25 protein-coding genes are annotated in these 26,457 nt (G+C 71.9%); 5 read left to right on the top strand and 20 right to left on the bottom strand.

Features of this window, described 5'->3' with window-relative positions; genetic code table 11:
• Positions 1 to 240: 240 nt before the first annotated feature.
• A complete protein-coding gene (locus GTY47_RS27240) occupies positions 241 to 447 on the bottom strand; it encodes a hypothetical protein (RefSeq protein WP_010045133.1) in 207 nt (68 codons plus the stop codon).
• Between the two features lie 249 nt (positions 448 to 696).
• Positions 697 to 921, bottom strand: coding sequence for a hypothetical protein (locus tag GTY47_RS27245; RefSeq protein ID WP_040903875.1), 225 nt, complete (start codon positions 919 to 921; stop codon positions 697 to 699).
• Between the two features lie 195 nt (positions 922 to 1,116).
• Here GTY47_RS27245 and GTY47_RS27250 point away from each other — a divergent pair, with 195 nt between their 5' ends.
• A complete protein-coding gene (locus tag GTY47_RS27250; protein WP_010045139.1) occupies positions 1,117 to 2,565 on the top strand; it encodes a serine/threonine-protein kinase in 1,449 nt (482 codons plus the stop codon).
• A gap of 24 nt (positions 2,566 to 2,589) precedes the next feature.
• Here GTY47_RS27250 and GTY47_RS27255 read toward each other — a convergent pair whose 3' ends face one another.
• From GTY47_RS27255 to GTY47_RS27300, 10 genes are all read right to left on the bottom strand, one after another.
• Positions 2,590 to 2,982, bottom strand: coding sequence for an NUDIX domain-containing protein (locus GTY47_RS27255; RefSeq protein WP_010045142.1), 393 nt, complete (start codon positions 2,980 to 2,982; stop codon positions 2,590 to 2,592).
• Between the two features lie 23 nt (positions 2,983 to 3,005).
• Positions 3,006 to 3,824 (bottom strand): RNA methyltransferase, encoded by an 819-nt coding sequence (locus GTY47_RS27260; RefSeq protein WP_010045144.1) that lies wholly within the window; start codon positions 3,822 to 3,824, stop codon positions 3,006 to 3,008.
• Positions 3,825 to 3,888: 64 nt separating this feature from the next.
• Positions 3,889 to 5,130 (bottom strand): uroporphyrinogen-III C-methyltransferase, encoded by a 1,242-nt coding sequence (gene cobA, locus GTY47_RS27265; RefSeq protein WP_010045145.1) that lies wholly within the window; start codon positions 5,128 to 5,130, stop codon positions 3,889 to 3,891.
• A gap of 216 nt (positions 5,131 to 5,346) precedes the next feature.
• The gene (cobT, locus tag GTY47_RS27270) at positions 5,347 to 9,354 is read right to left on the bottom strand and encodes a nicotinate-nucleotide--dimethylbenzimidazole phosphoribosyltransferase (RefSeq protein ID WP_010045147.1); all 4,008 of its coding nucleotides are present in this window, start codon (positions 9,352 to 9,354) and stop codon (positions 5,347 to 5,349) included.
• Positions 9,355 to 9,721: 367 nt separating this feature from the next.
• The gene (gene cbiE / locus GTY47_RS27275) at positions 9,722 to 10,939 is read right to left on the bottom strand and encodes a precorrin-6y C5,15-methyltransferase (decarboxylating) subunit CbiE (RefSeq protein ID WP_010045149.1); all 1,218 of its coding nucleotides are present in this window, start codon (positions 10,937 to 10,939) and stop codon (positions 9,722 to 9,724) included.
• Between the two features lie 193 nt (positions 10,940 to 11,132).
• Positions 11,133 to 11,765, bottom strand: coding sequence for a GNAT family N-acetyltransferase (locus GTY47_RS27280; RefSeq protein ID WP_010045151.1), 633 nt, complete (start codon positions 11,763 to 11,765; stop codon positions 11,133 to 11,135).
• Positions 11,766 to 11,905: 140 nt separating this feature from the next.
• Positions 11,906 to 12,724, bottom strand: a complete 819-nt coding sequence (locus tag GTY47_RS27285) for a MetQ/NlpA family ABC transporter substrate-binding protein (RefSeq protein WP_010045153.1) — start codon at positions 12,722 to 12,724, stop codon at positions 11,906 to 11,908.
• A 62-nt stretch (positions 12,725 to 12,786) separates the two neighbouring features.
• Positions 12,787 to 13,494 carry a methionine ABC transporter permease gene (locus GTY47_RS27290; RefSeq protein WP_010045156.1) on the bottom strand — a complete coding sequence of 236 codons (708 nt, stop codon included), beginning with the start codon at positions 13,492 to 13,494 and terminating at the stop codon, positions 12,787 to 12,789.
• Positions 13,491 to 14,525 (bottom strand): ATP-binding cassette domain-containing protein, encoded by a 1,035-nt coding sequence (locus GTY47_RS27295; RefSeq protein ID WP_010045159.1) that lies wholly within the window; start codon positions 14,523 to 14,525, stop codon positions 13,491 to 13,493. The genes GTY47_RS27290 and GTY47_RS27295 overlap by 4 nt, the downstream gene beginning before the upstream one ends.
• A 386-nt stretch (positions 14,526 to 14,911) precedes the next feature.
• Positions 14,912 to 15,562 (bottom strand): HAD family hydrolase, encoded by a 651-nt coding sequence (locus tag GTY47_RS27300; RefSeq protein ID WP_010045164.1) that lies wholly within the window; start codon positions 15,560 to 15,562, stop codon positions 14,912 to 14,914.
• A 69-nt stretch (positions 15,563 to 15,631) separates the two neighbouring features.
• On the opposite strand from GTY47_RS27300, the gene GTY47_RS27305 reads away from it, so the two are divergent.
• Together GTY47_RS27305 and GTY47_RS27310 are read left to right on the top strand one after the other, a co-directional pair.
• Positions 15,632 to 15,991, top strand: a complete 360-nt coding sequence (locus tag GTY47_RS27305) for a hypothetical protein (RefSeq protein ID WP_010045165.1) — start codon at positions 15,632 to 15,634, stop codon at positions 15,989 to 15,991.
• The gene (locus tag GTY47_RS27310) at positions 15,972 to 16,400 is read left to right on the top strand and encodes a hypothetical protein (RefSeq protein WP_010045166.1); all 429 of its coding nucleotides are present in this window, start codon (positions 15,972 to 15,974) and stop codon (positions 16,398 to 16,400) included. The genes GTY47_RS27305 and GTY47_RS27310 overlap by 20 nt, the downstream gene beginning before the upstream one ends.
• Before the next feature lie 68 nt (positions 16,401 to 16,468).
• Here GTY47_RS27310 and GTY47_RS27315 read toward each other — a convergent pair whose 3' ends face one another.
• The 3 genes from GTY47_RS27315 to GTY47_RS27325 all read right to left on the bottom strand — a co-directional run bounded on the left by GTY47_RS27315 (position 16,469) and on the right by GTY47_RS27325 (position 18,796).
• Positions 16,469 to 16,966 (bottom strand): GNAT family N-acetyltransferase, encoded by a 498-nt coding sequence (locus GTY47_RS27315; RefSeq protein ID WP_010045168.1) that lies wholly within the window; start codon positions 16,964 to 16,966, stop codon positions 16,469 to 16,471.
• A gap of 57 nt (positions 16,967 to 17,023) precedes the next feature.
• Complete coding sequence (locus tag GTY47_RS27320) at positions 17,024 to 17,518, bottom strand: sigma-70 family RNA polymerase sigma factor (protein ID WP_010045169.1); 495 nt, start codon at positions 17,516 to 17,518, stop codon at positions 17,024 to 17,026.
• 87 nt (positions 17,519 to 17,605) lie between these two features.
• Positions 17,606 to 18,796, bottom strand: coding sequence for a glycerophosphodiester phosphodiesterase (locus tag GTY47_RS27325; protein WP_010045171.1), 1,191 nt, complete (start codon positions 18,794 to 18,796; stop codon positions 17,606 to 17,608).
• A gap of 404 nt (positions 18,797 to 19,200) precedes the next feature.
• Between GTY47_RS27325 and GTY47_RS27330 the strand changes: the two genes are divergently transcribed.
• Positions 19,201 to 19,875 carry a lysophospholipid acyltransferase family protein gene (locus GTY47_RS27330; protein WP_010045172.1) on the top strand — a complete coding sequence of 225 codons (675 nt, stop codon included), beginning with the start codon at positions 19,201 to 19,203 and terminating at the stop codon, positions 19,873 to 19,875.
• A 64-nt stretch (positions 19,876 to 19,939) separates the two neighbouring features.
• Here the strand turns inward: GTY47_RS27330 and GTY47_RS27335 are convergent, their stop codons facing one another.
• From GTY47_RS27335 to GTY47_RS27355, 5 genes are all read right to left on the bottom strand, one after another.
• Entirely contained in the window at positions 19,940 to 21,475 is a 1,536-nt protein-coding gene (locus tag GTY47_RS27335; RefSeq protein WP_010045175.1) for an MFS transporter, read from the bottom strand.
• Positions 21,472 to 22,023 (bottom strand): TetR/AcrR family transcriptional regulator, encoded by a 552-nt coding sequence (locus tag GTY47_RS27340; protein WP_010045176.1) that lies wholly within the window; start codon positions 22,021 to 22,023, stop codon positions 21,472 to 21,474. The genes GTY47_RS27335 and GTY47_RS27340 overlap by 4 nt, the downstream gene beginning before the upstream one ends.
• Positions 22,024 to 22,118: 95 nt before the next feature.
• Positions 22,119 to 23,090 carry an aldo/keto reductase gene (locus GTY47_RS27345; RefSeq protein ID WP_010045178.1) on the bottom strand — a complete coding sequence of 324 codons (972 nt, stop codon included), beginning with the start codon at positions 23,088 to 23,090 and terminating at the stop codon, positions 22,119 to 22,121.
• A gap of 151 nt (positions 23,091 to 23,241) precedes the next feature.
• Positions 23,242 to 24,675, bottom strand: coding sequence for an argininosuccinate lyase (gene argH / locus GTY47_RS27350; RefSeq protein WP_010045180.1), 1,434 nt, complete (start codon positions 24,673 to 24,675; stop codon positions 23,242 to 23,244).
• 48 nt (positions 24,676 to 24,723) lie between these two features.
• The gene (locus GTY47_RS27355) at positions 24,724 to 25,941 is read right to left on the bottom strand and encodes an argininosuccinate synthase (protein ID WP_010045181.1); all 1,218 of its coding nucleotides are present in this window, start codon (positions 25,939 to 25,941) and stop codon (positions 24,724 to 24,726) included.
• A gap of 217 nt (positions 25,942 to 26,158) precedes the next feature.
• Between GTY47_RS27355 and GTY47_RS27360 the strand changes: the two genes are divergently transcribed.
• Positions 26,159 to 26,457: hypothetical protein (locus tag GTY47_RS27360; RefSeq protein WP_010045183.1), on the top strand; the 299-nt coding region annotated here is incomplete at its 3' end.

A 26,457-nucleotide genomic window follows, 5' to 3' on the forward strand; every position in this document is an offset into this window, starting at 1 on the left:
CGGGGCGCCTGCCCCAAGCTCTCGGCTTCGCTCGAGCAGGGGACCCCCATCGCCCACCCGTGCCGCCCTTGGCGGCACGATCGCCCGCAGCTCAGCGGACCTGCACGTGCGCAAAAATAATGCCGGCGCAGCTCCCCAGCTGCGCCGGCATTTGTGCCGTCCGCCGCACCCCCGTCCCCACGGGGTTTCATGGGTGGGATGTCCCCGCCCGGACCGCTCTTCCGGGCCTGGGGTCGCCGCTCAGCGCCCCAGCATCTCTCCCACGGACGACGCCTGTGTGGCCACTGTCTCCCACCCGTCGAAGACGAGGAGGAGCAGGACCGCCAGGGGAAGGGCCATCAGCGTCGCCACCAGGGGGTGGCGGCGGCCCTGGCGGCGGCGGAACGCGGCGGCGTACACCTTGCGTCCCTCCTCGCGGATCAGTGTCCGCGGTGCCGTGTGGGCCATGGTCCCTCTCCTGACCGTTCTCGGTTGTCGTTGGCAGCGGCGGGTGTCTGACCTCGGGGGACGAGTGCTGCACCCGCCGCTTGACATCAAATCTAGGCGTCCGCCCCGTCCCGGACGTCATGCCCTCGTACCGATTGCCGGGCCTCCCGGAGGATGAGCCGTCACCCGCGACGTACTCCCCTGGGTGGAGACGGAGACCCGGTTCTCAGGGTCTTCCCCGACGGGACGCCCGGCTCACCCCGCTTTGTCCTAGCTTTCCTCCCGCGGAATCGGCTGCTCCACCAGGGCCAGCACCCGGTTCGCCATGAAGCGGGCGGTACGCACGACTGTTCCGCTCCGGGTGACTTCGCTCACTTCCACGACACCTCGGCGTACCGCCGTCTCCACCCTGCGGCCCGCTCTGCTCGCCACCACCTCGTACGTGCGCGTCGTGTCGCCGGCGTCCACGACTATCTCCACACGGTCACCCTTCACGGGTCCAATCCCCCTTCCGGGCCAGGAGGTTGGGGCCGTCCCCCGCGCGAACACGGCCTGTGCGCGCGCCCCCTGACCACCCTTCAAGTCTCCCACCCACCACTGACAATCCGTCGGCCCGAGAGGGCGCGGCCTCTGCGCGCAGGCGGCCGTGGAAACGTAAGCTGTGGCTCGTCACAGGACCGGGCAGCGGGGATGAACATGGCGATGATGCGCCTGAGGCGCGAGGACCCGCGCGTCGTCGGCTCGTTCAGGCTTCACAGACGGCTCGGCGCGGGCGGGATGGGCGTGGTCTACCTGGGCTCCGACAAGAAGGGGCAGCGGGTCGCGCTCAAGGTCATCCGGCCTGACCTGGCGGAGGACCAGGAGTTCCGCTCGCGGTTCGCCCGGGAGGTCTCGGCGGCACGGCGGATCCGCGGCGGGTGCACGGCACGGCTCGTGGCCGCCGACCTCGACGCGGACCGGCCCTGGTTCGCCACGCAGTACGTGCCCGGCCCCTCCCTGCACGACAAGGTCGCCGCCGAGGGGCCGCTCGGCGCGGCCGACGTGGCCGCGGTCGGCGCCGCCCTGTCGGAGGGCCTGGTCGCCGTGCACGAGGCCGGGGTCGTGCACCGGGACCTGAAGCCGTCCAACATCCTGCTGTCCCCGAAGGGGCCGCGGATCATCGACTTCGGCATCGCCTGGGCCACCGGCGCCTCGACGCTCACCCACGTCGGTACGGCGGTCGGCTCGCCTGGCTTCCTCGCGCCGGAGCAGGTGCGCGGGGCCGCCGTCACACCGGCCACGGACGTGTTCTCGCTCGGTGCCACGCTCGCGTACGCCTCCATGGGCGACTCGCCCTTCGGGCACGGCAGTTCCGAGGTGATGCTGTACCGGGTCGTGCACGAGGAACCGCAGCTGCACGGCGTACCCGACGCACTGGCTCCGCTCGTCCGGGCGTGCCTGGCGAAGGACCCCGAGGAGCGGCCCAGCACGCTCCAACTGTCCATGCGGCTCAAGGAGATCGCGGCCCGCGAGGCACAGGACGTCGCCGGCGTCCGGCCGCCCGCGCCCCGCGGTGCCGATGCGGACCGGCCCATCGACACCTACCCCGAGCGTGGCCGGCGTCCGCAGGGACAGCAGGGTGCGGGGGCGTCCGGGGCGCAGCGGGGCCGGGGGACTCCCCCGCCGCGGCGCTCCTCCGGGCCCGGGGACGGCGGTCCGTCGACGGGCGGTCCGGCTTCCCAGAACGGAGCCGGCGCGCGGGGCGGAGCCCGGGCGGTGGGCGGCGGAAGCCGGTCGACGGGCAGCGGGAACCGCGGCAGGAATCCGGTGCGCGGCTCCGGCGCCTCACGCGGCGGCGCCCCGTCGCGGTCCGGAGCACGGCCGACACCCACCGGGCGCAACGGGACCCGGTCGGGCAGCTCCGGCCGTCCCGCCCCGCACAGCGGCACCGGGCGTCCGGCGTCCAGGAACACCGGGACCGGGCTGCGGCCCGCCAATCCCCGGTTGCTGCGGCAGCGGCTGTTCGTGTTCGTCGTGGTGACGCTGCTGGTGGCGGTCGGCATCGCCCTGGTGCAGGGCTGCCAGGGCTCGGCGCGGGGACTCGGCGGCGAAGGGGGCGGGGTCCGGCAGGAGCACGCGCAGCGGGGCTTCGCACCGTAGGGCTTCACGACCCCAGGGCCGCCGTCACAGCTCCGGCAGGATCCGCTCGAAGAACTCGCGGTCGCCGTCGAAGACCGGGTCCAGGGCGAGGAACTCCTCCGGCGTGACCCAGCGGGTCTCGGCGACCTCGTCCGGGTCGGGGACGACCTCCCCCGTGTCCGCGCGGGCGGTCCACCAGTGGAGGCGGAAGCGGTGGTCGTCGGTCTCCGACTCCCACACCTTCGCCAGCGGCGCGACGGTGAGGCCGACCTCCTCCCGGACCTCCCGGACGACCGCCTGCTCCTGGGTCTCGCCCGGTTCGAGCCTGCCGCTCAGCGGCTGCCAGTAGCCGGGACGGGCGACCGCCGGGCCCCGCCGGATCGCGAGGACGCGGTCCCCGCGCCGCAGTACGGCGACGATCGCCTGGCGCTGTTCCACGTACGGCTCCCAGGACTTGGGACTCAGGACTGAGGGCGGCCGGTGGCCACGGCGTAGAAGGCCACGGCCGCCGCAGCGCCCACGTTGAGGGAGTCGACGCCGTGGGACATGGGGATGCGGACCCACTCGTCGGCGGCGACCAGGGCCTGCGTGGACAGGCCGTCGCCCTCGGCGCCGAGCATGAGGGCCACACGGTCCATGGTGTGCGGGGCGGCCTCGTCGAGGGACCGGGCCTTCTCGTCGGGGGTCAGGGCGAGCAGCGTGAAGCCGGCCTCGCGGACGGACTCCAGGCCCTTGGGCCAGGTGTCCAGACGGGCGTAGGGAACGGAGAACACCGCGCCCATGGAGACCTTCACGCTGCGGCGGTAGAGAGGGTCGGCGCAGTCCGGGGAGAGCAGGACCGCGTCCATGCCCAGGGCGGCTGCGGAGCGGAAGATCGCGCCGATGTTGGTGTGGTCGTTGACCGACTCCATGATCACGACGCGGCGGGCGGTCTGGAGGAGTTCGGCCGCCGCGGGCAGGGGTTTGCGCTGCATGGAGGCGAGCGCGCCCCGGTGCACGTGGTAGCCGGTGACCTGCTCGGCGAGTTCCGGGCTGACCGCGTAGACGGGGGCGGGGAGCTCGTCGATGACGTCGCGCATGACGTCGACCCACTTGGCCGAGAGCAGCATGGACCGCATCTCGTAACCCGCTTCCTTGGCCCTTCTGATGACCTTCTCGCCCTCCGCGATGAAGAGGCCCTCGGCGGGTTCGCGCTTGCGGCGCAGATCCACGTCGGTCAGACCGGTGTAGTCGTGCAGGCGCGGGTCGTCGGGATCCTCGACGGTGATGAGATCGGCCACAGGGTGATACTGCCTTGTCCTGGGTGCGGTGCCAACGGCTTGGGACGGGTTGGGTTACCCGGGGTTACTCGCGGGGCGCGGTGACCGTCGGGCCGACCTTCACGACCTCGCCGATGACGATGACCGCGGGGGGCTTCACGTCCTCGGTCTTCACGGTCTCCCCGACCGTCGCCAGGGTCGCGTCGACCCGGCGCTGGCCGGCCGTCGTGCCTTCCTGGACCAGGGCCACGGGCGTGTCCGGGGCCTTGCCGTGGGCGATGAGCGTCTCGGCGACCTTCCCGATCGTGGCGACCCCCATGAGGATCACCAGCGTGCCGGTCAGCTTGGCGAGGGACGGCCAGTCGACCAGGGAGCGCTCGTCGTCGGGGGCGATGTGGCCGCTGACCACCGTGAACTCGTGGGCGACACCACGGTGGGTGACCGGGATGCCGGCTGCTCCCGGGACCGAGATCGAGCTGGAGATGCCGGGCACGACCGTGCAGGGGACGCCCGCCTCGGCGAGCGCCTGGAACTCCTCCATGCCGCGCCCGTAGACGTAGGGGTCGCCGCCCTTGAGCCGTACAACCGACTTGCCCTGCTTGGCGTACTCGATCAGCGCGTTGTTGATGGCCTCCTGCGCCATGAACCTGCCGTACGGCAGCTTCGCCGCGTCGATCACCTCGACGTTCGGGGGCAGCTCCGCGAGCAGGTCGCGCGGGCCCAGGTGGTCGGTGATGACGACGTCGGCCTCGGCGAGCAGGCGGCGGCCGCGCACCGTGATCAGGTCCGGGTCGCCGGGGCCGCCGCCGACCAGGGCGACTCCGGGCGTGCGAGTGCGGTGGTGCGGGGCGACGAGTGTGCCGTCGCGCAGGCCCTCGACGACGGCGTCGCGGATGGCGGCGGTGTGGCGGGGGTCGCGGCCGCGGGCGTCCGTGGTCAGCACGGCGACCGTGACGCCCTCACTGTGGCCGGTGGCCGGGGTCCAGGCCGTCGCCTCGTCGGCGTCGTCGGAGCGGACGCACCAGACGCGGCGGCGTTCCGCCTCGGCGGAGGCCCGGGTGTTGGCCTCCGTGTCGCCGGTGGCGATCAGGGCGTACCAGGCGTCGGCGAGGTCGCCCTCCTCGTAGGGGCGCTTGTGCCAGGTGATCTCGCCGGCGTCCGCCATGGCTTCGACGGAGGGGGTGACCTCGGGGGACACCAGGAGGACGTCCGCGCCCGCCGCGATGAGGGCCGGGAGGCGGCGCTGGGCGACCTGGCCGCCGCCGAGGACGACCACGCGGCGGCCGGTGAGGCGGAGGCCTACGGGGTAGGCGGGGTGTTCGGCCATGAAGGTGCGGCTCCTGTTGCGGCGGTGGTTCGGTAGCCCTGACGTGCGGATTTTACGGCGCGGGGGTTCGAGGCGGCACGGGCGTCCGGTGGCTGAGCGTCCTTGACGGGTGCGGGAGTGGGTCCGTGCCACCCGTTCCGCCCCTCGGAACGACTGCCCACGGACCCACGGCGCGTACGAGTCACCGGGATGCGGCGCCCCTGAGCCCGCCTTGCGCTACTTCTCGGTCACCCCCGCCGAATCGAACGTCGCCACCTCGTGCATCGCCCGGGCCGTGCTCTGGACCAGGGGGAGGGCCAGCAGGGCGCCCGTGCCCTCGCCGAGGCGGAGGTCGAGGTCGACCAGGGGGCGCAGGCCGAGCTTGTTCAGGGCGGCCACGTGGCCGGGCTCGGCGCTGCGGTGGCCGGCGATGCACGCCGCCAAGACCTCCGGGGCGATGGCGCGGGCCACCAGGGCGGCGGCGCCGGCGCTCACGCCGTCCAGGATCACCGGCGTGCGCAGGGACGCGCCACCGAGGAGGAGGCCGACGATGGCGGCGTGTTCGAAGCCGCCGATCGCGGCGAGCACGCCGATCGGGTCGGCCGGGTCCGGCTGGTGGAGTTCGAGGGCCCGGCGGACGACCTCGGTCTTGCGGGCGAGGGTCTCGTCGTTGATACCGGTGCCCCGGCCCGTCACCTCGGCCGGGTCCGCGCCCGTGAAGACGGAGATCAGCGCGGCGGAGGAGGTCGTGTTCGCGATGCCCATCTCACCGGTGAGCAGGGCCTTGTTGCCGGCGGCGACCAGGTCGCGGGCGGTCTCGATGCCGACCTCGATGGCCTGCCTGGCCTCCTCGCGGGTCATCGCGGGACCGGTGGTCATGTCGGACGTGCCGGCCCGCACCTTGCGGGGCAGCAGGCCCGGCGTGGCCGGGAGGTCGGCGGCGACGCCCACGTCGACGATGCAGACCTCGGCGCCCACCTGGGTGGCGAAGGCGTTGCAGACGGCGCCGCCGCCGAGGAAGTTGGCCACCATCTGGGCCGTGACCTCCTGCGGCCAGGGAGTCACCCCCTGGGCGTGCACGCCGTGGTCACCGGCGAAGATCGCCACGGCCGCGGGCTCCGGGATGGGCGGCGGGCACTGTCGGGACAGGCCCGACAGCTGGGCGGAGATGATCTCCAGCATGCCCAGCGCGCCGGCCGGCTTGGTCATGCGCTTCTGGCGCTCCCACGCCTCGCCGAGCGCCTTGGCGTCGAGCGGGCGGATCTGCGCGACGGTCTCGGCGAGCAGGTCGTGCGGTTCCTCTCCGGGCAGGGCGCGGCGGCCGTACGTCTCCTCGTGCACCACCCAGGACAGCGGGCGGCGCTTGGACCAGCCCGCCTGGAGCAGCTCGGGCTCGTCCGGGAACTCGTCGACGTAACCGACGCACAGGTAGGCGATGACCTCGAGGTGCTCGGGCAGGCCGAGGGCGCGGACCATCTCGCGCTCGTCGAAGAAGCTGACCCAGCCGACGCCGAGGCCTTCGGCGCGGGCGGCGAGCCACAGGTTCTCCACGGCCAGGGCGGCCGAGTACGGCGCCATCTGGGGCTGGGTGTGGCGGCCGAGGGTGTGGCGACCGCCGCGGGTCGGGTCGGCGGTGACGACGATGTTCACCGGCGTGTCGAGGATGGCCTCGATCTTCAGTTCCTTGAACTGCTTCGCCCGGCCCTTGGGGAGGGACTTCGCGTACGCGTCGCGCTGGCGCATGGCCAGTTCGTGCATCGCGCGGCGGGTGTCGGCGGAGCGGATGACGACGAAGTCCCAGGGCTGCGAGTGGCCGACCGAGGGCGCGTGGTGGGCGGCCTCCAGGACGCGGAGCAGCACCTCGTGCGGGATGGGGTCGCCGCGGAAGCCGTTGCGGATGTCGCGGCGTTCACGCATGACCTTCAGCACGGCCTCGCGCTCGGCGGGGTCGTAGCCGGGGGCGGCGGGACCGGTGGACTGTCGTGCTTCTGCCACTGCGGCCGCGCTCTCTGCTTGGTGGCGTTCCTGATCCGCCAGGTCTTCCTGTTCGGCGCCCCGGGTGTCCAGGTCGTCGGGGTTCTGTGCGAGTTCGGCGTCGCCTTCGCGGGGTGCGGGGACGATGACCACGGGTTCCGCCTCGGGCTGGGCCGGCTGGGGGACGGCCGCCTGGGACTGCTGCGGGCCCTGGACGTGCTGTCCGGCCTGCGCGTCCGGCGCCGGGCCGGGGAGTACGACGGTGACGTCCTCGGCGGGTGCCGGGGTGGTCTCCGGGGGCTGGGGGGTCTGGGGGGCTTCCGGTGCCCAGGGGGCCTGGGTGGCTTCGGCGGTTTCGGGTGTGGCTACCGGCTCGGAGACGGCGGCCACCGGCTCGGGTGCCGGCGCCGCCTCGACTGCGGGGTCGGGCACGGCTGCTTCAGGAGCCCGAGCCGGTGCCGGTGCTTCGGCGGTCGCGTCGGGGGCCGCCTGGGCGGGTGCGGGGGCCTCAGCTCCGGGGTCGGGCGCCGTCTCGGTGGGCTGAGGGGGCACGGTTGCGGCAGGGGGCTGAGTCGGTGCGGTGGTCTCCGGTGCGTCGGTGGGCGACTCGGGGGCGGGTGTGTCGGCGGACGCGGGAGCCTCGGCAGCCGGAGCGCCGGCTTCCGGGGCGACCGCCTCGGGGGTCGGGACGGGGGTGGCAGGGGCGGGCGCTTCAGGGGCCGGGGCGGGCGCTTCGGGGGCGGCAGCGGCCGTCTGCGGTGCCGTCAGCTCGGGTTCCTGCGCGGCTGCACCGGCGTCAACCGCCTCGTGGGCCGGGGCGATCGGCTCAGCAGCCTGCTGGGCGGCCTCACCGCCATCGGCCTCCGGCTCCTGCGCGACGGACTCGGTCGCGGGCGCGGCCGGTGCGGCAGCCTCGGGGGCGACCCGCGCTGCCTGTTCCTGTGCAGCAGCGTCGGGCCCCACCGCGGCCGGCGCCTGGGCGGCGGCCGTCTCCCCCGCATCCGCCTCGGGCGGAGCCACGACAGCGGGCTCGGGCGCGGTGGCGGCCTCCGGGAGCTCGACCGCCTCGGGCACCGGGGCGGCCTCGGGGACAGGAGCGGCTGCCGCGCCCTGCTCCGCGGCAGCCGCCGGGGCCTGCTCACCACCCTCGGCGGATTCGCCTGCGGCACTCGGCCCGGGCACCGCGGGAGAAGCATCGGCACGTGCCGGCGCACCGTCCTGACCAGAACCGTCCACGACCGGCCCCGGCACATCCCCCGGAGCCGGCTCGGCAGCGGCCACGGCCCCGGTCTCGGCGGCGGCCGCCTGGCCGGCGTCCGGTGAGACGCCCGCGCCGACGGGGTCACCGGCAACGCCTGCGCCCTGTTCGGAAGCGCCCTGCACCGGCTCGGCGGCGGCCACCTGCCCGCCCTCCGGACCGACGCCGGCCCCAGCGGGCTCGCCCGCAACCGCCGTGCTCTGCACGGACTCGGCAGCGGCAACCGGCTGGGCAGCGGCCACGGCGGCCTGCTCAGCAGCAACCCCGGGCTCGGCCGCGGCCACCTGGTCCCCGGAGGTACCGGCGGGCTCGCCCGGCACCGCCGCACCCTGCGCGGGCTGCGCCGGCTGTTCGGCATAGGTGCCCTGTCCGGATCCGGTCGGCGCCGGCGGTGCCGCGGGGGCCGGCTCCGGGGCGACGCGGGTGGCGACGGCCTGGGCCGTGCCCGCCGGCTCCGCTGCCGGAACAACCGTTTCCGCAGGCGCCGCCCCGGCGCTCACCGGGGCCTGGGGCGGAACCTGCGCGCCCCAGGGCGCGGCAGCCGGCGCGGGCTCCTCCGGAGTGCGCGGGACGTCGAGGTACTCGGGGCCGGGCGCCGCCGCCGCGGGCTGTCGTACCGGCGCTTCCGCGGGGCCGCGGTCGGCGAGCGAGCGGACCGGGCTCGCGGAGCTGTCGGGGAGCGGCGGGCCGAGGTGCAGCGGCCGGCGCGGGGTGATGGGCGGGATCGGCGGCGGGTCGGGCAGGCGGACGCCGCCGAGGTCGACAGAGCCGCTGTCGCGGCCTGAGATCTCGTGCGGGCCCGGCTGGTGCACGGCCTCGACGACCGGCTCCGGCGCGGGCGGGGCGACCTCGTTGCCCCAGGCGCCGTGGGAGCCCGGCAGCAGCAGGTCTTCGTCCTCGGCGGGGTTCTCGGAGAGGTAGGCGTACGCACCGTGCGCGGGGGCGCCCGGCTGTTCCACCATGCCTGCGCTCTCCGGCAGTCCCTCGCCCGGGACCTGGCCGGTGTCGGTCATGCGTACCCCTCGCCCATCGGTTAGTGCTCCTACGACCAGCTCACCCGGAACGGCGCACCGACCGCCCCACAGTGAAGAACGAGCGTGCGTCCCCAGCGGCACGAACGGCCCGCCCGGAAAAGGCGACAAAGCCACTCACTGGCATTGTTGCGGCCGAAGCACCCTCACGGCACCTTGATCCGCGACGGTTCCGCTGTGGACTGCGCCACGTTGCGCGTCCTCCGGTTCTGCCGTACCACACTCCCCCCAAAACGGGCGGGTTTTCCGGACATTGGCCGACGAACTGCCGGACGTCCGCGTGCGGTGCAGCGATCGGCCAGCCTACCGCGCGCAGTACGACAACCCGATCACGGGGACGGCGGCCGGGTCAGGCGCTGCGGCGGGGCAGCACCCCGCTGAGCAGGAACGCGACGCTCCGTTCCTTCTCCGTCCAGGCCCGGGTGTCGAGTTCGACGGACTGGAGCAGGGCGCACTCGACGCCGTACCCGTGTTCCGTCAGGTCCCGGCCGATGAGTTCGGCGGCGTCGCGGGTGGCGGCGTGCGTGACGATGCGCTGTGGGCGGCGGTCGGCGACGGCCGATACGACGGCCGCTCCCCCGCCGCCGACGCGGACGACGTCGGGTTCGGGGAGGTTCTCCAGCACGTGCGGGGCGGTGCCGTGCACGATCTGGAGCTGGACGCCGAGGCGGCGGGCGGCCGCGTCGGTGCGGGCGCAGGCCGCCCGGTCGCTGTCGACGGCGATCACGGCGGCGCCGGCGCGCGCGGCCTCGATGGCGAAGGCGCCGCTGCCGCAGCCGATGTCCCACACGAGGTCGCCGACACGTGGTCCGAGGCGGGCGAGTTGGGAGGCGCGCAGCAGCTGGGTCTCACCCTCGCCGAGGTCACCGCCGTACGTCCCGGCGGGCAGGGACCAGCCGCGTGGTCCGGCGGACGGGTCGCGGCCGGCGATCCAGCCGGTCTCCCCCGCCGTGTCCGGCCGGGCCGGACCGCCGAGGACGATGACGACGTTGGGGTCGCGCCAGGTGTGGTCGGCGGCCTTGTCGGAGGTGACGACGCTGACCCGCTCGTGTGCGGTGCCCAGTTCCTCGCAGATGACGAAGGAGCGGTGGACTCCTTCGAGGAGCAGGCCGAGTTCGGCGGGGCCGGCACCGGGTGAGGTGAGCACTGCCACCTTGGTGTGGGCACGGCACACGTTCACCGCGCGGCGCAGGGTGCGGCGGTGTGCGACGACCACCTGTGCGTCGTCCCAGGGCATGCCGGCGCGGGCGAAGGCGGCGGCGACCGAGGAGACGGCGGGGACGACCTCCACTTCGAGGCCGAACTCGGGGGCGCGCAGGGTGCGTACGACGCCGAAGAAGCCGGGGTCGCCGTCGGCGAGCACGACGGCCGTGCCGCGGTGGGCGGCGATGCGGCGGGCGGCCAGGGCGACGCTGCCGAGGCGGATGCGCTCGGCGCCCGCGGGTACCTCGTGGAGCGCCAGGTGGTGGGCGGCACCCGCCACGAGCGTGGCTCCACCCAGGGCGGCGCGTGCCGCGGCGGTCAGCGGCGAACCGTCCCAGCCGATCACCGTGACCCGGTCGGCCATCGTCGTCAGTCTCCAGGGGTTTTCGCAGGTCGTCTGTGTGTCGTGTGATGAGCTGCCCGCAGGCGGGCTCCGTGAGAGTACCCGGTGCAGCCGCCGGAGGGGGCGGCGTGCCGTCGCGCGCGGTGTCCGTTCCTGGTCGGTTCCGGTCGCCGACGCCAGTTCCGGTCGTCGACGTCAGTTCCGGTCGTCGACGTCAGTTCCAGTCGCCGAAGGACGTGAAGCCGCCGGGCAGCTGGTCGCCGACGCCTTCGAGGTCCTCGGGGAGCAGACTCCAGACGATCAGGTCGGTGCGTACCTCGGTCCACTCGCCGTCGTCCGTCCGCGCCCGGGCTATCCAGGCGCCGCGCAGCACTCCCTCGCTGATGCAGCCGATCTTCTGGGCCACCTGCTGGGAGGCGGTGTTGTCGGCCGGGGTGCGCAGTTCGAGGCGCTCGAACTTCTGGTCGTTGAAGAGCCACTGCGCGGTGATGAGCGCCGCCTCGGAGGCGTAGCCCTCGCCGCGTGCCCAGGGGGCGATGACGTAGGAGATCTCGCTGGAGCGGATCCGCCAGTCGGTGTTCCGGAGGTGGACGATGCCGACGAGGCGCTGGGTGAGGAACTCGGTGACGGCGAAGACGATGCCGCGGCCCTCGGCCCGTTCGGCGGGGGCCTGTTCGGTGATCCAGGAGCGTGCGTGGGCCTCGGTGTAGGGCTGCGGGACGGTGGTCCAGGCGGTGACGAGCTCGTCGTTCATCATGTCGGCGAACGACTGGATGTCCGGCTCCTCGAAGGGGCGCAGGACCAACCGCTCCGTGCTGATGGAGACGTTGGGAAAGGTGCTCGTCATGCGCGCTCCGTAACCTTCGGTGAACCTTCAGGGCCTGCTGAACTGCCCAGCATGCAGCATGAAAGCACTGATCCGCACCACGGGGCCCTCCCCCACCCGGTGCGGGAGGACCCCGTGCGGGGCGGGTGCCGGGCGTCGCCTCAGAAGGAGGCGAGCACGGAGCCGGCGTACTTGTCCTGGATGAACTTCTTCACCTCGGGCGAGGTCAGGAGCTTCGCGAGCTTCTTCACGCGCGGGTCGTTCTCCTCGCCCTTCTTCACGGCGAGGAAGTTGCCGTAGGGGTTGTTCTTCGGGGACTCCAGGACGAGGGCGTCCTTCGACGGCTTGAGGTCGGACTCGATGGCGTAGTTGCCGTTGACGACGGCGGCGTCCACGTCGTCGAGGGAGCGCGGCGTCTGGGCCGCCTCCAGCTCCTTGAACTTGAGGTTCTTGGGGTTCTTCGTGATGTCGGCAGGGGTCGCCTCGTTGCCGACGCCCGCCTTGAGGGTGATGAGCCCGTGGGCGGCGAGGAGCTTGAGGGCGCGGGCCTCGTTCACCGTGTCGTTGGGGATGGCGACGGTCGCACCGCTCTTCAGGTCGTCGGCCTTCTCGACCTTGTGGGAGTAGAGGCCGAGCGGCTCCAGGTGGACCGTGACGACGGGCACGATGTCGGTGCCGTTCTTCTTGTTGAAGTCGTCGAGGTACGGCTTGTTCTGGAAGTAGTTGGCGCCCACGGAGCCGTCCTGCGTCGCCGTGTTCGGCGTGACGTAGTCGGTGAACTCCCTGACCTGGAGGTCCAGGCCCTCCTTCTTCGCCAGGTGGTCCTTGACGTAGTTGAGGATCTCGGCGTGCGGGACGGGGCTGGCGGCGACGATCAGGGGTCCGTCGGAGCCGGAGTCGCCCGCGCCGCAGGCGCTGAGCCCGAGGGTGAGGGCTCCGGCGGCGAGGACGGCGGTGGTGATCTTGGCGGTGTTACGCACGAAAAGTGCCTTTCCTTATGACCTTGCGGGTGGTGCGACCCCGTTGTGGGTGAACGGGGAGCTCAGGAGGCGGCTTTGAGCAGCCGCAGTTTCGGGGCGGGTCCCGAGTGGGCGCCGCGGCGGTGCAGGGAGCGGGCCGCGTAGTCGCCGGCGAACTGGATGACCGAGATGACGACGGCGAGGATCGCGACGGTGATCCACATCAGCTGGGTCTCGAAGCGCTGGTAGCCGTACCGGATGGCGATGTCGCCGAGGCCGCCGGCGCCGACGGTGCCCGCCATCGCCGAGTAGCCGATGAGGGCGACGATCGTGGTGGTGGTGCTGGAGATCAGCGACGGCAGTGACTCGGGGACGAGGACCTTGCGCACGACGGTCCAGGTGTTGCCGCCCATGGCCTGCACGGCCTCGACCAGCCCGTGGTCCACTTCGCGGACGGCCGTCTCGACCAGGCGCGCGAAGAAGGGGATGGCGCCGATGGCGAGCGGCACGATGGCGGCCTCGCGGCCGATGGTGGTGCCGGTGATCCAGCGGGTGAAGGTCATCAGCGCGACCATCAGGATGATGAACGGCAGCGAGCGGGCGATGTTCACGATCTGCCCGATGACCTTGTTGGCGACGAGGTTCTGGAGCAGGCCGCCGCGGTCGGTGAGGACCAGCAGGATGCCGAGCGGCAGTCCGCCGACGACGGCGATGAGCGTGGACCAGCCGACCATGTAGAGGGTGTCCCAACACGCCTGCTCCAGCAGGGGCTGCATCTCGGACCAGGTCACTTGGCACCTTCCTTCGCCAGTGCGGACTCATGTCCCGGGACGTCGATCTGGAGGCCCTGTTCGCGCAGGAAGCCGATCGGCACGACGTTGTCCTCGTAGCGGCCGGGCAGTTCGATGCGCATCCTGCCGACCTGGAGCCCGCCGACGGTGTCGATGGCGGCGCCGAGGATCGATATGTCGATGTTGTAGGTGCGGGCGAGCTGCGAGATGACGGGCTGGGTCGCGCTCTCGCCCTGGAAGGTGACGTCGACGACGGTGCGGTCCTCGCCGGAGGCCTCGCCGTCGAGCGGGAACAGCGCGGCGGCCAGTTCGGAGCCGGGGGTGGCCAGCAGCTCGCTGACCGTGCCGGACTCGACGATGCGGCCGTTCTCCATGAGCGCGGCGGAGTCGCAGACCGACTTCACGACGTCCATCTCGTGCGTGATGAGCAGGACGGTCAGGCCGAGCTGCCGGTTGAGGTCGCGCAGCAGCGCCAGGATCGAGCGGGTGGTCTCCGGGTCGAGGGCGCTGGTGGCCTCGTCGGACAGCAGCACCTTCGGGTCGCCGGCCAGGGCGCGGGCGATGCCGACGCGCTGCTTCTGACCGCCGGAGAGCTGCGCCGGGTAGGCCTTGGCCTTGTCGGCGAGGCCGACCAGGTCGAGCAGCTCCCGTGCCTTGCGGGAGCGTTCCGCGCCGGACTTGCCGAGGATCTCCAGCGGCAGTTCGACGTTGTCCTGGACGGTCCGGGAGGACAGGAGGTTGAAGTGCTGGAAGACCATGCCGATCCGGCTGCGCGCCTGCCGCAGTTCCCTTCCGGCGCGCGGGCCGCGGCCGGCCAGGGCGGTGAGGTCCTGTCCGGCGACCGTCACGGTGCCCGAGGTGGGCCGTTCCAGGAGGTTGACGCAGCGGATGAGCGAGGACTTGCCGGCGCCGGACTGGCCGATGACGCCGTACACCTCGCCTTCGCGGACGTGCAGGTCGACGCCGTCCAGGGCGGTGACCTCGCGGCCGCGCGAACGGTAGACCTTGGTCAGGTCCGTTGTGGTGATCACGTGGGTTTCCGTCACTGTCGAGTGCGCGGGCGTGGGTGTGCCCGGGCACAGAGGCATTCGTTCAGGGACGCGACACGGTTCTCGCTGGGGCGTGGAACCGGGGAGAACATGTGCGCGGGCGGCTTGGTGTCACGCAGCGCTCGGGGCGTGCGGACATGCCGCGGTCTCGCTTCGGGGCGCGAGCTCAGGGGGTGGTGCGGGGGCCCTCTAGAAAGCGCACATTCGACACGTACAACGAGCACCGGGCGCCATGGTCGCCTCGGTCGCGGGGATGCGGTCGCTCGTCGTGGTCATGCCGTCAGTAAAACACGCGTACGGTCCTGACCGGCCGCCGCTGTCCGGATGCTGGACAGCGGTGGACAGGGGCTGGGATCCGCCGGCTTCCATCAGTCGCGCAGGGAGATCTCCACACCCTGCTCGGTGACCAGTGCGGACAGGGCCGACAGGTCCTCGACCACCAGGTCGGCACGGAGTTCGTGAGCCTGGTGGGTTGTGGTCAACGCCACGGTGGTCATGCCGGCGGCGCGGCCGGCCGTCAGGCCCGCGGGGGCGTCCTCGAAGACGACGCACCGGGTGGGGTCGACGCCGAGGGCGCGGGCGGCGAGCAGATAGGGCTCGGGGTCGGGCTTGCCGCGGGTGACGTCGTCCGCGGCGACGAGCGTCTTGGGCAGGATGCCGACGGCGTCGAGCCGGGCCTCGGCCAGCCGCCGGGTGGCGGAGGTGACGACGGCCCAGCGCTCGGCGGGCAGGGCGTCGAGGAAGGCACGGGTCCCCGGCAGCAGGTGCACCCCGCCGCCTGGCACGTCTTCCACCTCCAGGTCCTCGATCCGCGCGACGGCCTCCGGGACCACGTCGGCGGGCAGCAGGTCGGCGGCTATCTCGGCGGCCGGCCGGCCGTGCAGCTCGACCCGGGCGAACTCCTCGGCCGTGATCCCGTACTCCGTGGCCCACCGCGTCCAGCAGCGGTCCACCGAGGAGAGGGAGGAGACCAGGGTTCCGTCGTTGTCGAACAGCAGGGCGTGCGCGTGGATCTTCATGCCCTCGACCCTACGGTGCAGGCCAGGGCCGGAAGCATCGGGCCTTTTCGGCCGTAATAAGGTCGCAGCATGCTTGATGCCCTGACGCTGGTGACCGGCGTCGCCGCGCTGCTGCTCGCCGCCTGGTGCGGCTGGGCGGCCTTCCGTGACCAGCCGACCAAGGACTGGCACTTCATCGGGATGGCCGTGGTCACCCTGCTGTCGCTGGTCCAGCTGGTGGTGGGGATCGTGCTGCTGGCGCAGGGCGAGAAGCCGGAGCAGGGCACGACGATCTTCGTGGCGTATCTGCTCGGGGCGTTCGCGTGTGTCCCGGCGGCGGGCTTCATGTCGCTGGCGGAGCGCACCCGCTGGGGTTCGGTGACGGTAGCCGCCGGCGGTGTGGTGCTGGCCGTGCTGGAGGTGCGGCTCTATGACATCTGGGGAGGCTGAGGTGAGCCGGCGGCGACTGACCAGCGGGCCGGGCACGCTGCTTGTCTGGCTGTACGGCGTGATGGTCGTGGGGGCGGTGTCGCGGTCCGTGTTTCAGATCGCGACGGAGTTCGACCGGGCGCCGCTGGCGTACTCGCTGTCGGCGGTGGCCGGTGTCGTGTACGGGTTCATCACGTATTCGCTGGTGCGGGGTGGGGAGACGGGACGGAAGGCTGCGCTGGCGTGCTGTGTGGCCGAGTTGGTGGGGGTGCTGACGGTGGGGACGTGGACGTTGATCGAGCCGTCGGCGTTTCCGGATGCGACCGTGTGGTCGGACTTCGGGATGGGCTACGTCTTCATTCCCGTGCTCTTGCCGCTGTCCGCCATCTATTGGCTGCGGAAGGGTGCGCCTCGGGAGGATGCCGCCTGAGGTTCGTCAGGCGGCCGCGGGCCGTATGTGGTTGCTCGCGCAGTTCCCCGCGCCCCTGGAGGGCAAGATCAAGCTGTCGCCGCGTAGGTACCGGCCGGCTTCTCCAGGACGATCATCGGTACGCCGTCCGCGCCCTCGGACGTGCCCACCGTTTGGTAGCCCACCTTGCGGTAGAGGCGGAGGTTGCCTTCGCTGCGGTGGCCGGTGTGGAGGCGGAAGCGGGTGGCTCCGTGCTGGTCGGCGAGGGCCGCTTCGGCGGCTCGGAGCAGGCGGGCGCCGATGCCGTGACCCTGGAGGCGGGGGTGGACGCAGAGCTTGCCGATCGCGGCGGCGCCGTCCTCGGTGACCGATCCGCGGACCGAGCCGACGACCTCGTCGCCGAGCCGGGCCACGAAGACGCAGTCGCGGGCGACCTCCTCGCGGACCGAGTCGAGGGTTTGGACGAGCGGGTCGATGCGGTAGTTGCCGTACAGCGCCGCCTCCGACTGGAAGCACAGGTATTGCAGCCTGAAGATCTGCTCCGCGTCCTGCTCGGCCGCCGCAGAGATGGTCACGCTCATGCCCATGTGCGCACGCCTCCCGCTCATCTGATCACCTATCGTTCCTCACTCCTATCCCCCTCCTCAGCGGGCCGCAACCTCCGGTGCGAGCAATCTCCGCAGACATCCCAGGCATCTGGAACGTTCCGGGCCAAGACTCCCCTGTGAGATACCCAACTCCCCTGCGATTTCCCGGTATGTCAGGTCCTCGGGAGAGAGCAGGGCCTCCATGAGCCGGGGGCAGCGCCCCGGGAGGCGGCGTACGGCCGCGCGCAGAGCACGGCCGCGGGCCGCGGCGAGGGCGAGCTGCTCGGGACCCCGGTCGCCGTCGTCGACCGGTTCGACGACGTACGGCCGTTCGAGGCGGCTCGTCCGGCGGGTGCGGCGCGCTTCCGAGCGGACGGCCCGGCGGAGCCATTCCTGCGGGTCGAGCGGCGGGCCCTCGGCGTCGAGGCGCTCCAGCAGACGGAGCCAGACCGCCTGCTCCAGGTCGCCCGCATCGGTTCCGGCGGCATATGCCTCCGCGGAGGCCTCGGCGGTGAGCAGCGGGCGCAGGGCGGTGACCAGGTCGAGCGTCATATGCGGAGCGACGCGGCCGCCCGGGCCAGGGTTGCCCGGGCGGCCGAAGCCCACTCGACCGGGGGGTGTGAGCTCACATGTTGACGCTCAGTCGCCGACGTAGTCCTCGCGGGCCAGCACGCCCGTGTCGGGCTGGTCGGTGAAGACGCCGTCGATGCCGGTCGCGAAGTACGCCTTGTACGCGCCGAAGACGTCACCGTAGGCGTCCGCGTCCGTGCCCTTGCGGAAGTTCGCGGGCAGGAAGGGGTTCTCGTTGCGCATCGTCCAGGGGTGCAGGATCAGACCCACCTTGTGCGCGTCCCGGACGAGTGCCGTCGGCTGCGTGAGGTTGCCCTTGGCGTCGCGCGGGATGATCAGGTCGAGGGTCGGGCCGATGCCCTGCGCGTAGGAGGCGATCTCCCGCAGACCGGCCGGCTTGACCAGGTCGGCGACGGTGCGCGGGTCGCCCGTCTCGACGAAGTCCCAGGGGCGGCTGTCCGCCGAGGACAGCAGGACGACCAGGGGGTTGTCGACGAGCTTGTTGAGCCGCTCGATGCTGGTCGGCTCGAAGGACTGGAGGATGACCGGGGAGGTGCGCCGGTCCTTGCGGTACTTGCGCAGCAGCTTGGCGACCCGCTCCTCCAGGGGGAGGCCCTGCTTGCGGAAGTAGGTGGGGTGCTTGAGCTCGGGGTAGATCCACACCTGCTTGCCGCGCTCGCGGGTCTGCTCGTCCTGCCACCGCAGGACCTCTTCGAAGGTGGGGATCTCCCACCGGCCGTTGTAGAGGGTGTTGTGCGGGCGGTTGGCCGGGATGCGCTCGATCGCCCGTAGGGTCTTCAGTTCGGCGAGCGTGAAGTCCTCGGTGAACCAGCCGGTGGTGGAGACGCCGTCGAGGAGCTTGGTCTTCTTGCGGTCGGCGAACTCGGGGTGGTCGGCGACGTCCGTGGTGCCGCCGATCTCCGGCTCATGACGGCAGACCAGGTGCCCGTCCTTCGTCGGGACCAGGTCGCCCGCCTCGACGATGTCGGCGCCCATGTCGAGGGCCAGCTGGTACGAGCCGAAGGTGTGCTCCGGGCGGTAGCCACTGGCGCCGCGGTGGCCGACGATCGTCGGCTTGGGCAGGCTCTTCAGCCCGCCCTGCCCGCCGTACCCGCCCTGCTCTCCGCCGGGCCGGGCGCCGTCGGCTCTCGCCGTGCCGGTCATGCCGAGGACCGCTCCCCCGGCGCCGAGGACCGCGGCGCCGAGCAGGGCCCGCCGTCCGGTTCCGCTCGTTTCCTCGTTCGGCCTCTGCGTTCCCATGAGCGCCCTCCCTGCGTCGGCTCGTCCGTGCGGGGCGATCGTACGGGCGCGTACATGACGGGTGGGAGACGCCGGGCGGAACACGTGGGTGACGACGGATGTCGTAGTGGCTGGTGGGGGCTGCGAACTGACGGCTCGTCGGCGGCGCGCCGGGTTCGGCGCGTCCGGGTGATTCGGCGCGGCGGTTCCGGGAACGCGTCCGATACGCCCGGGGAGCGACGTCCGTCACATGCGGCGGCCGGGTCACGCCCCCGTCCCCGGCGCGTCACCGCAGGTAAACACGCGTCAACAGTACGTAAGGCCTCGGTTAAGTCGCCGTGCCCGATGTGCGCGATCCCCGGGGCCGCGAGTATCGTCCTCACCTGCACAGACTCATACAGAATCCCTTGACACCGGAGGGTCCGTTGTCCCGCTTCGCGCTCATCAAGGCAGTGCTCGGCCCGATCATGCGCCTGATGTTCCGCCCTCAGGTGGAAGGTGCGGAGCACATTCCCGGCGACGGTCCGGTCATCCTGGCCGGCAACCACCTGACGTTCATCGACTCGATGATCCTGCCGCTGGTCTGCGACCGTCAGGTCTTCTTCATCGGCAAGGACGAGTACGTGACCGGGAAGGGCTTCAAGGGCCGGCTGATGGCCTGGTTCTTCACCGGCGTCGGCATGATCCCCGTGGACCGTGACGGTGGCCGGGGCGGGGTGGCCGCGCTGATGACCGGGCGCCGGGTGCTGGAGGAGGGCAAGGTCTTCGGCATCTACCCGGAGGGCACGCGGTCGCCCGACGGGCGGCTGTACCGGGGGCGTACCGGGATCGCCCGGCTCACGCTGATGACGGGGGCGCCGGTGGTGCCGTTCGCGATGATCGGCACGGACAGGATCCAGCCGGGTGGCGCGGGGCTGCCGCGGCCGGGGAAGGTCACGGTCCGGTTCGGTGAGGCGATGGAGTTCTCCCGGTACGAGGGGATGGACCGGGATCGGTATGTGCTGCGGGCCGTGACCGACTCGGTGATGAGCGAGGTCATGCGGTTGTCCGGGCAGGAGTATGTGGACATGTACGCGAGCAAGGCGAAGGAAGCGGCGTAGTTCTGCGGCTGCGGGTGTGTAGGGGCTGGCCGCACCCCCGTAGGGGGCACGTTCTCCGGCGGGCCTACGCGTGGTCCGCCCCGCCGCTCTCCAGCCGCTGCCCCCGCAGCAGGAACCACGCCGCCACCGCCGCGGCGAGCAGGACCGCCGCTCCGACGCCGGCCGCGAGGGCCAGGCCGTCGACGAACGACGTGCGGGCCGCGTCCAGCATCACCCCGGAGGTGTGCGCGGGCATGCTCGCGGCCGCCTCCACGGCACCGCCCAGCGACTCGTGGGCCGCGGCCGGTGTGCCCGCCGGGCCGGTGAAGTCGCGGTAGACGCCGGTCACGATGGAGCCGAGCACGGCGATGCCGAGGGCCGCGCCGAGTTCGTACGCCGTCTCGGACACGGCGGACGCGGACCCCGCCTGCTCCTTGGGCACGCTGGAGAGAATCACGTCGGCGGTCACGGTGAACGAGAGACCGGCTCCGACACCGACCACCAGCAGCGCGGCCCCGAGCAGCGGGTAGCCGGTGGACTGGCCGATCACCGTGAGCGCGGCCAGGGCGAGGCCGATCGCCGCGAGCCCTGCGGAGACGACGGCCCGTACCGAGAAGCGCCGGGCCGCCCGCCCCGCGAGCAGACCGGCCACCACCGCGCCGATCGCGGCGGGCAGTTCCGCCAGACCCGCCTCGAACGGACGCCGGCCCTGGACGAGTTGCAGGTACTGGGAGAGGAAGAACACCAGCCCGGACAGGCCGAGGATGGTCAGCAGGTCGGCCAGCACCGCCCCGCTGAAGCCGCGATTGCGGAACAGCCGCATGTCCAGCAGCGGGGCCGGGAGCGTGAGCTGCCGGCGCACGAACCCGTAGAGGGCGGCCGCGCCCAGCAGGCCCGCGGCCAGAGTGCCCCACGCGAAGCCGTGCGCGGCGACCTCCTTGACCGCGTACACGACACCGACCATGCCGACCAGCGACAGCACGACGCTGACCAGGTCCCAGGGACCGGGGTTCGCGGTGCGCGACTCGGGCAGCAGCTTGATCCCGACGAGGACCAGGACGGCCATCACGGGCAGGTTGATCAGGAAGACCGAGCCCCACCAGAAGTGCTCCAGCAGGAACCCGCCGACGATCGGCCCGACGGCCGTACCGGCGGAGGCGGTGGCGCCCCAGATGCCCACGGCGAGACTGCGTTCGCGCGGGTCGTGGAAGAGGTTGCGGATCAGGGCGAGCGTGGCCGGCATCAAGGTCGCGCCCGCCACGCCGAGCAGCGCCCGGGCGACGATCATCATCTCGGGCGTGCCGGCGTAGGCGTTGACCACGGATATCGCGCCGAACGCCGTGGCACCGACCAGCAGGATCCGCTTGCGGCCGATCCGGTCGCCGAGGCTGCCCATGGACACGAGCAGACCGGCGATGACGAACGAGTAGACGTCACCGATCCACAGCAACTGCGTGCCCGAGGGCTTGAGGTCCTCGCTGATGTAGGGGGTCGCGAGACCGAGGACGGTCGCGTCGACGGCCACCAGCAGCACGGCGAGCACGAGGACGCCGAGCGCGAGCCAGCGGCCCGGGCGCTTCACCGCCTCCGCTGTCTCGGCCGGCTGCAGGGTGCTGGTCATGATTCCTCTCTCCGTAGTGCGCCGCCGAGCAGCAGCTCGACGATCATGTGCTGGAAGTCCTTGGGGGCGCCCTTGCCGCTCTGCACCATCCAGGCGCCGGAGGCCAGCAGGCCGTAGAGCGCCTCGGTGAGCCAGGCCGGCGTGAGGTCGATACGGAACTCGCCGCTGAGCTGGCCGCGCCGGAACAGGGCGGAGATCCGCTCGTCGATCAGCGTCCAGCCCGCGTTCTGCTCCTCGCCCTCGAACAGCTGGTTCTCGGTGTAGAGGAACCCGAGCAGTCCGGCGGCGGGCTCGATGGCTCCGACCAGCCGGCGTACGGCCTCGCTCGCCGTGCCCTCGTCGAGCCGGGCGGCGTCCAGCGCGGCCTCGCATTCGGCGATGCCCAGCGACTCCAGCGCGCGGACGAGGGCGTCCCGCCCGGCGAAGTGGCGGTGCAGCGTGGCACGGCTGATCCCGGCTGCCTTCGCGACCTCGTCCATGGTCGCGGTGGCTTTGTGGGTCAGCAGGGCCGCGGCGGCGCGCAGCACATGGTCAGGATCGACAGCCATGAGACAACCATAACCCATATGAGACACAGATGTCTCATACTGGGCATGCGTGACTCACGGCTGCCGGTTCGCGGATGGGTGCGAAGGGGTGGTGATCAGTGCCAGGGCAGCTGCCCGCGCCGCTCCCAGTACACCTGCGGTTCCTCGACCAGCGTGGCCAGCCGGGTCAGCTGGTCGTCGTCGAGGTCGACGACCGCCGCGTGCAGGTTGGAGGCGAGCTGGTTGGTGGTGGCGGCGCCGGAGAGGACGACACCGGCCCAGGGCTGCCGCAGGACCACCGCCAGGGCGATGGCGTCGCAGCCCAGCCCGGCCTCCTCGGCGATCTCCTGCAGGACGTCCGGCGCGTGCGGTCCGGCGAGGCGGCCGTTGGCCATGCCCTCCTTGACGATCACGGTCAGGCCGGCGTCATGGGCCTCGGCGAGGGCGGGGGCGGCGGAGGTCTCCAGCGCGTTGTACGTGGACTGCACGGTACGGAAGAGGGGTTCGCCGTCGACCGTGACGGCGAGGGCGGCGCGGATCGCGTCCGCCTGGGCGGGACCGCTGGTGGAGAAGCCGATGGTGAGGCCCTGGGCGGCGGCTTCCGCGAGCTTCGCGTGCAGTTCCTTGTCGGTGAGGGCCGGGCTGTCCGGGGTCACCGAGTGGATCTGGTAGAGGTCGAGCCGGTCGCCGAGCAGGGCGTCGCTCTCGGCGCGCTGCCGTTCGTAGGTGGCGAGGGTGTGGTCCTTGACCTCGTGCGTCTCGGCGTCGGTGGACCAGTCGGCGGTGTAGGTGTAGCCCCATTTGCTGCCGACGACGATGTCGTCGTGGCCCGGGTGGGCCTTCAGCCAGTCGGCGAGGAACTCCTCAGAGCGGCCGTAGGAGCGGGCGGCGTCGAAGTAGCGGACGCCCTGGGCGTAGGCGGCGTCCAGGAGTTGGTGAGTACGCTCGCGCAGAGCGTCAACCGTGCGCTCGGCCGGCAGGTCCTGATCACGACCCAGATTGATGTAGCCGGGGCGTCCGACGGCGGCGAGGCCTAGGCCGATGTGGCAGGTGGGGGTTGTCGCTGTGGCCAGGCGGGCGAAGGGCATCCGGGGGCTCCGTTCGGTCGGCTGCGGCTTTCGACCAACGTAACCCCCGGGATGACCTTCGCCTCAGAGCTCGGGGCTCGCTGTGTTTCGGCGCGTGCGGGTGGCCTGTGGCTTGTCGCGCAGTTCCCCGCGTCCCCGCAGCGTGCTGCCCTCAGCTCTTCTTCTTGGCCAGAGCCCATTCGTGCTGGGCCGCCACGTCCGCCTTCACCTCTGCCAGTTGAACGGCCACCGCGCTCGGGGCCGTGCCGCCCCTGCCGTTGCGGGAGGCCAGGGCTCCGGGGACGTTGAGGACCGAGCGGACCTCCGGGGTGAGGTGGGACGAGATCTTCGCGAACTGCTCGTCCGTCAGCTCGTCCAGTTCCTTGCCCTCGGCCTCGGCGACCTTCACGCACTCGCCGGCGACCTCGTGGGCGACGCGGAACGGGACGCCCTGCTTGACCAGCCACTCGGCGATGTCAGTGGCGAGGGAGAAGCCGGCGGGGGCCAGTTCCTCCATGCGCTCCCGGTGGACGGTGAGCGTGGCCATCATGCCGGTGAAGGCCGGCAGCAGGATCTCCAGCTGGTCGATGGAGTCGAAGACCGGCTCCTTGTCCTCCTGGAGGTCGCGGTTGTACGCGAGCGGGAGGGCCTTGAGCGTGGCCATCAGGCCCGTCAGGTTGCCGATGAGGCGGCCGGACTTGCCGCGGGCCAGCTCGGCGATGTCGGGGTTCTTCTTCTGCGGCATGATCGACGAGCCCGTCGAGAACGCGTCGTGCAGGGTCACGAAGGAGAACTCCTTCGTGTTCCAGAGGATGACCTCCTCGGCGATCCGGGAGAGGTTGACGCCGATCATCGCCGTGATGAAGGCGAACTCGGCGACGAAGTCACGGGACGCCGTTCCGTCGATGGAGTTGCCCGAGCTGCCGTGCTCGAAGCCGAGGTCCTTCGCGACCGCCTCCGGGTCCAGGCCGAGGGAGGAGCCCGCCAGGGCACCCGAGCCGTACGGCGACACGGCCGTCCGCTCGTCCCACTGGCGCAGCCGTTCCGCGTCCCGGGACAGCGACTGGACGTGGGCGAGGACGTGGTGCGCGAAGAGGACCGGCTGGGCGTGCTGGAGGTGCGTGCGGCCGGGCATCGCCACGTCCGGGTGGGCCTCGGCCAGTCCGATCAGCGCGTCCTGGAGCTCGGCGATCAGGCCGCCGATCACCCGGGCGTGGTCGCGCAGGTACATGCGGAACAGGGTCGCGACCTGGTCGTTGCGGGAGCGGCCCGCACGCAGCTTGCCGCCGAGGTCGGGGCCGAGCCGCTCCAGCAGGCCGCGCTCCAGGGCGGTGTGCACGTCCTCGTCGGCGATGGTGCCCACGAAGGAGCCGTCGGCGACGTCCGACTCCAGCTGGTCGAGCCCGGCGATCATCCGGGTCAGCTCGTCCTCGGTGAGCAGGCCCGCCTTGTGCAGCACACGCGCGTGCGCGCGCGAACCGGCGATGTCGTACGGCGCGAGCCGCCAGTCGAAGTGGACGGACGCGGACAGCTTGGCCAGGGCCTCGGCGGGACCGTCGGCGAAACGGCCGCCCCAGAGCCGTACGTCACCGCTGTTGCTGCTCACTTGCGTTGCTCCTAGAGAGGTTCGGATGTGACGCGGACCTTTATATGCCTACGCCGGGTTCCCGTCGTGCTGCTTCCGCAGCTGACGCTGTGCCGCGATCTTCGAGGACAGGCTGTAGATGTCGATGAAGCCCTTGGCGGCGGACTGGTCGAAGGTGTCGCCCGTGTCGTAGGTGGCGAGGTTGAAGTCGTACAGCGACTGCTCGGAGCGCCGGCCGGTGACGACCGCGCGGCCGCCGTGCAGGGTCATCCGGATGTCGCCGGTGACGTACTGGTTCGCCTCGTTGACGAAGCCGTCGAGGGCGTGCTTGAGCGGGGAGAACCACAGGCCGTCGTAGACCAGCTCGCTCCAGCGCTGCTCGACGCCCCGCTTGTAGCGGGCGAGTTCGCGCTCGACGGTGACGTTCTCCAGCTCCTGGTGGGCGGTGATCAGCGCCATCGCGCCCGGAGCCTCGTAGACCTCACGCGACTTGATGCCGACGAGCCGGTCCTCGACCATGTCGATCCGGCCGATGCCCTGGGCTCCGGCGCGCTCGTTGAGCTGCTGGACGGCCTGGAGGACGGTGACGGGCTCGCCGTCGAGGGCGACCGGCACGCCCTCCTCGAAGGTGATGACCACCTCGTCGGCCTCGCGCGCGACGGCCGGGTTCTGGGTGTACTCGTAGATGTCCTCGATCGGCCCGTTCCAGATGTCCTCGAGGAATCCGGTCTCGATGGCGCGGCCGAAGACGTTCTGGTCGATGGAGTACGGCGACTTCTTGGTGGTCGCGATCGGCAGGCCCTTGGCCTCGCAGAAGGCGATGGCCTTGTCGCGGGTCATGGCGTAGTCGCGGACCGGGGCGATGCACTTCAGGTCGGGGGCGAGGGCGGCGATGCCGGCCTCGAAGCGGACCTGGTCGTTGCCCTTGCCCGTGCAGCCGTGGGCGACGGTCGTGGCGCCGTGCTTCCGGGCGGCTGCGACGAGGTGCTTGACGATCGCCGGCCGGGACAGGGCGGAGACCAGCGGGTAGCGGTCCATGTAGAGGGCGTTGGCCTTGATCGCCGGGAGGCAGTACTCCTCGGCGAACTCGTCCTTGGCGTCGGCCACTTCGGCCTCCACGGCGCCGCATGCGAGGGCGCGCTTGCGGATGACGTCCAGATCCTCGCCGCCCTGGCCGACGTCCACCGCGACCGCGATGACCTCGGCGCCCGTCTCCTCGGCGATCCAGCCGATGGCGACGGAGGTGTCAAGACCGCCGGAATAGGCGAGTACGACGCGCTCGGTCACGGGTTCTTCTCCTCATACTGCTGACACTGACCTGCATGATTATGCAGACCTCTGCATGATTCGTCAATGCATCTCGGATCGAGGGCCCGATTCCGGCCATGCCGAGACGACTTTGCAGCTCCTTTGAACGCGGGAAACCGCTTACGCGTACCTCTCGCCGAACGCAGGCGCCGCGTTTCGACACCGACGATCCCCCGACCCCTAGTGAGGCATCCGCATGTCCAGGGCTCTTCCGAAGTACAACAAGCGTCGCGTCGGCTTCATCGGCGGCGCCGCCGCGGTGGCACTGTCCGGCACGGTGATCGCCGGCTTCGCCCTCGCCGGGGAGACGCCCGGGAGCGGCGGGACGAACGCCCGGACGCTGGCGGGTCCCGGCACCATCACGTGCCCGGACGTCACCGGCCAGCTGCCGGCCGTCCCCGCCTCGGCGCAGGCGGAGGTCGACCGCAACCTCGCCCAGCTCGACACCCAGATCCAGGAGGCCAACAAGCGCCTCGTCGACACCGTCGGCCAGGG

The sequence above is a fragment of the Streptomyces sp. SID5464 genome (assembly GCF_009862985.1).
GTDB classification, from domain to species: domain Bacteria; phylum Actinomycetota; class Actinomycetes; order Streptomycetales; family Streptomycetaceae; genus Streptomyces; species Streptomyces chartreusis_D.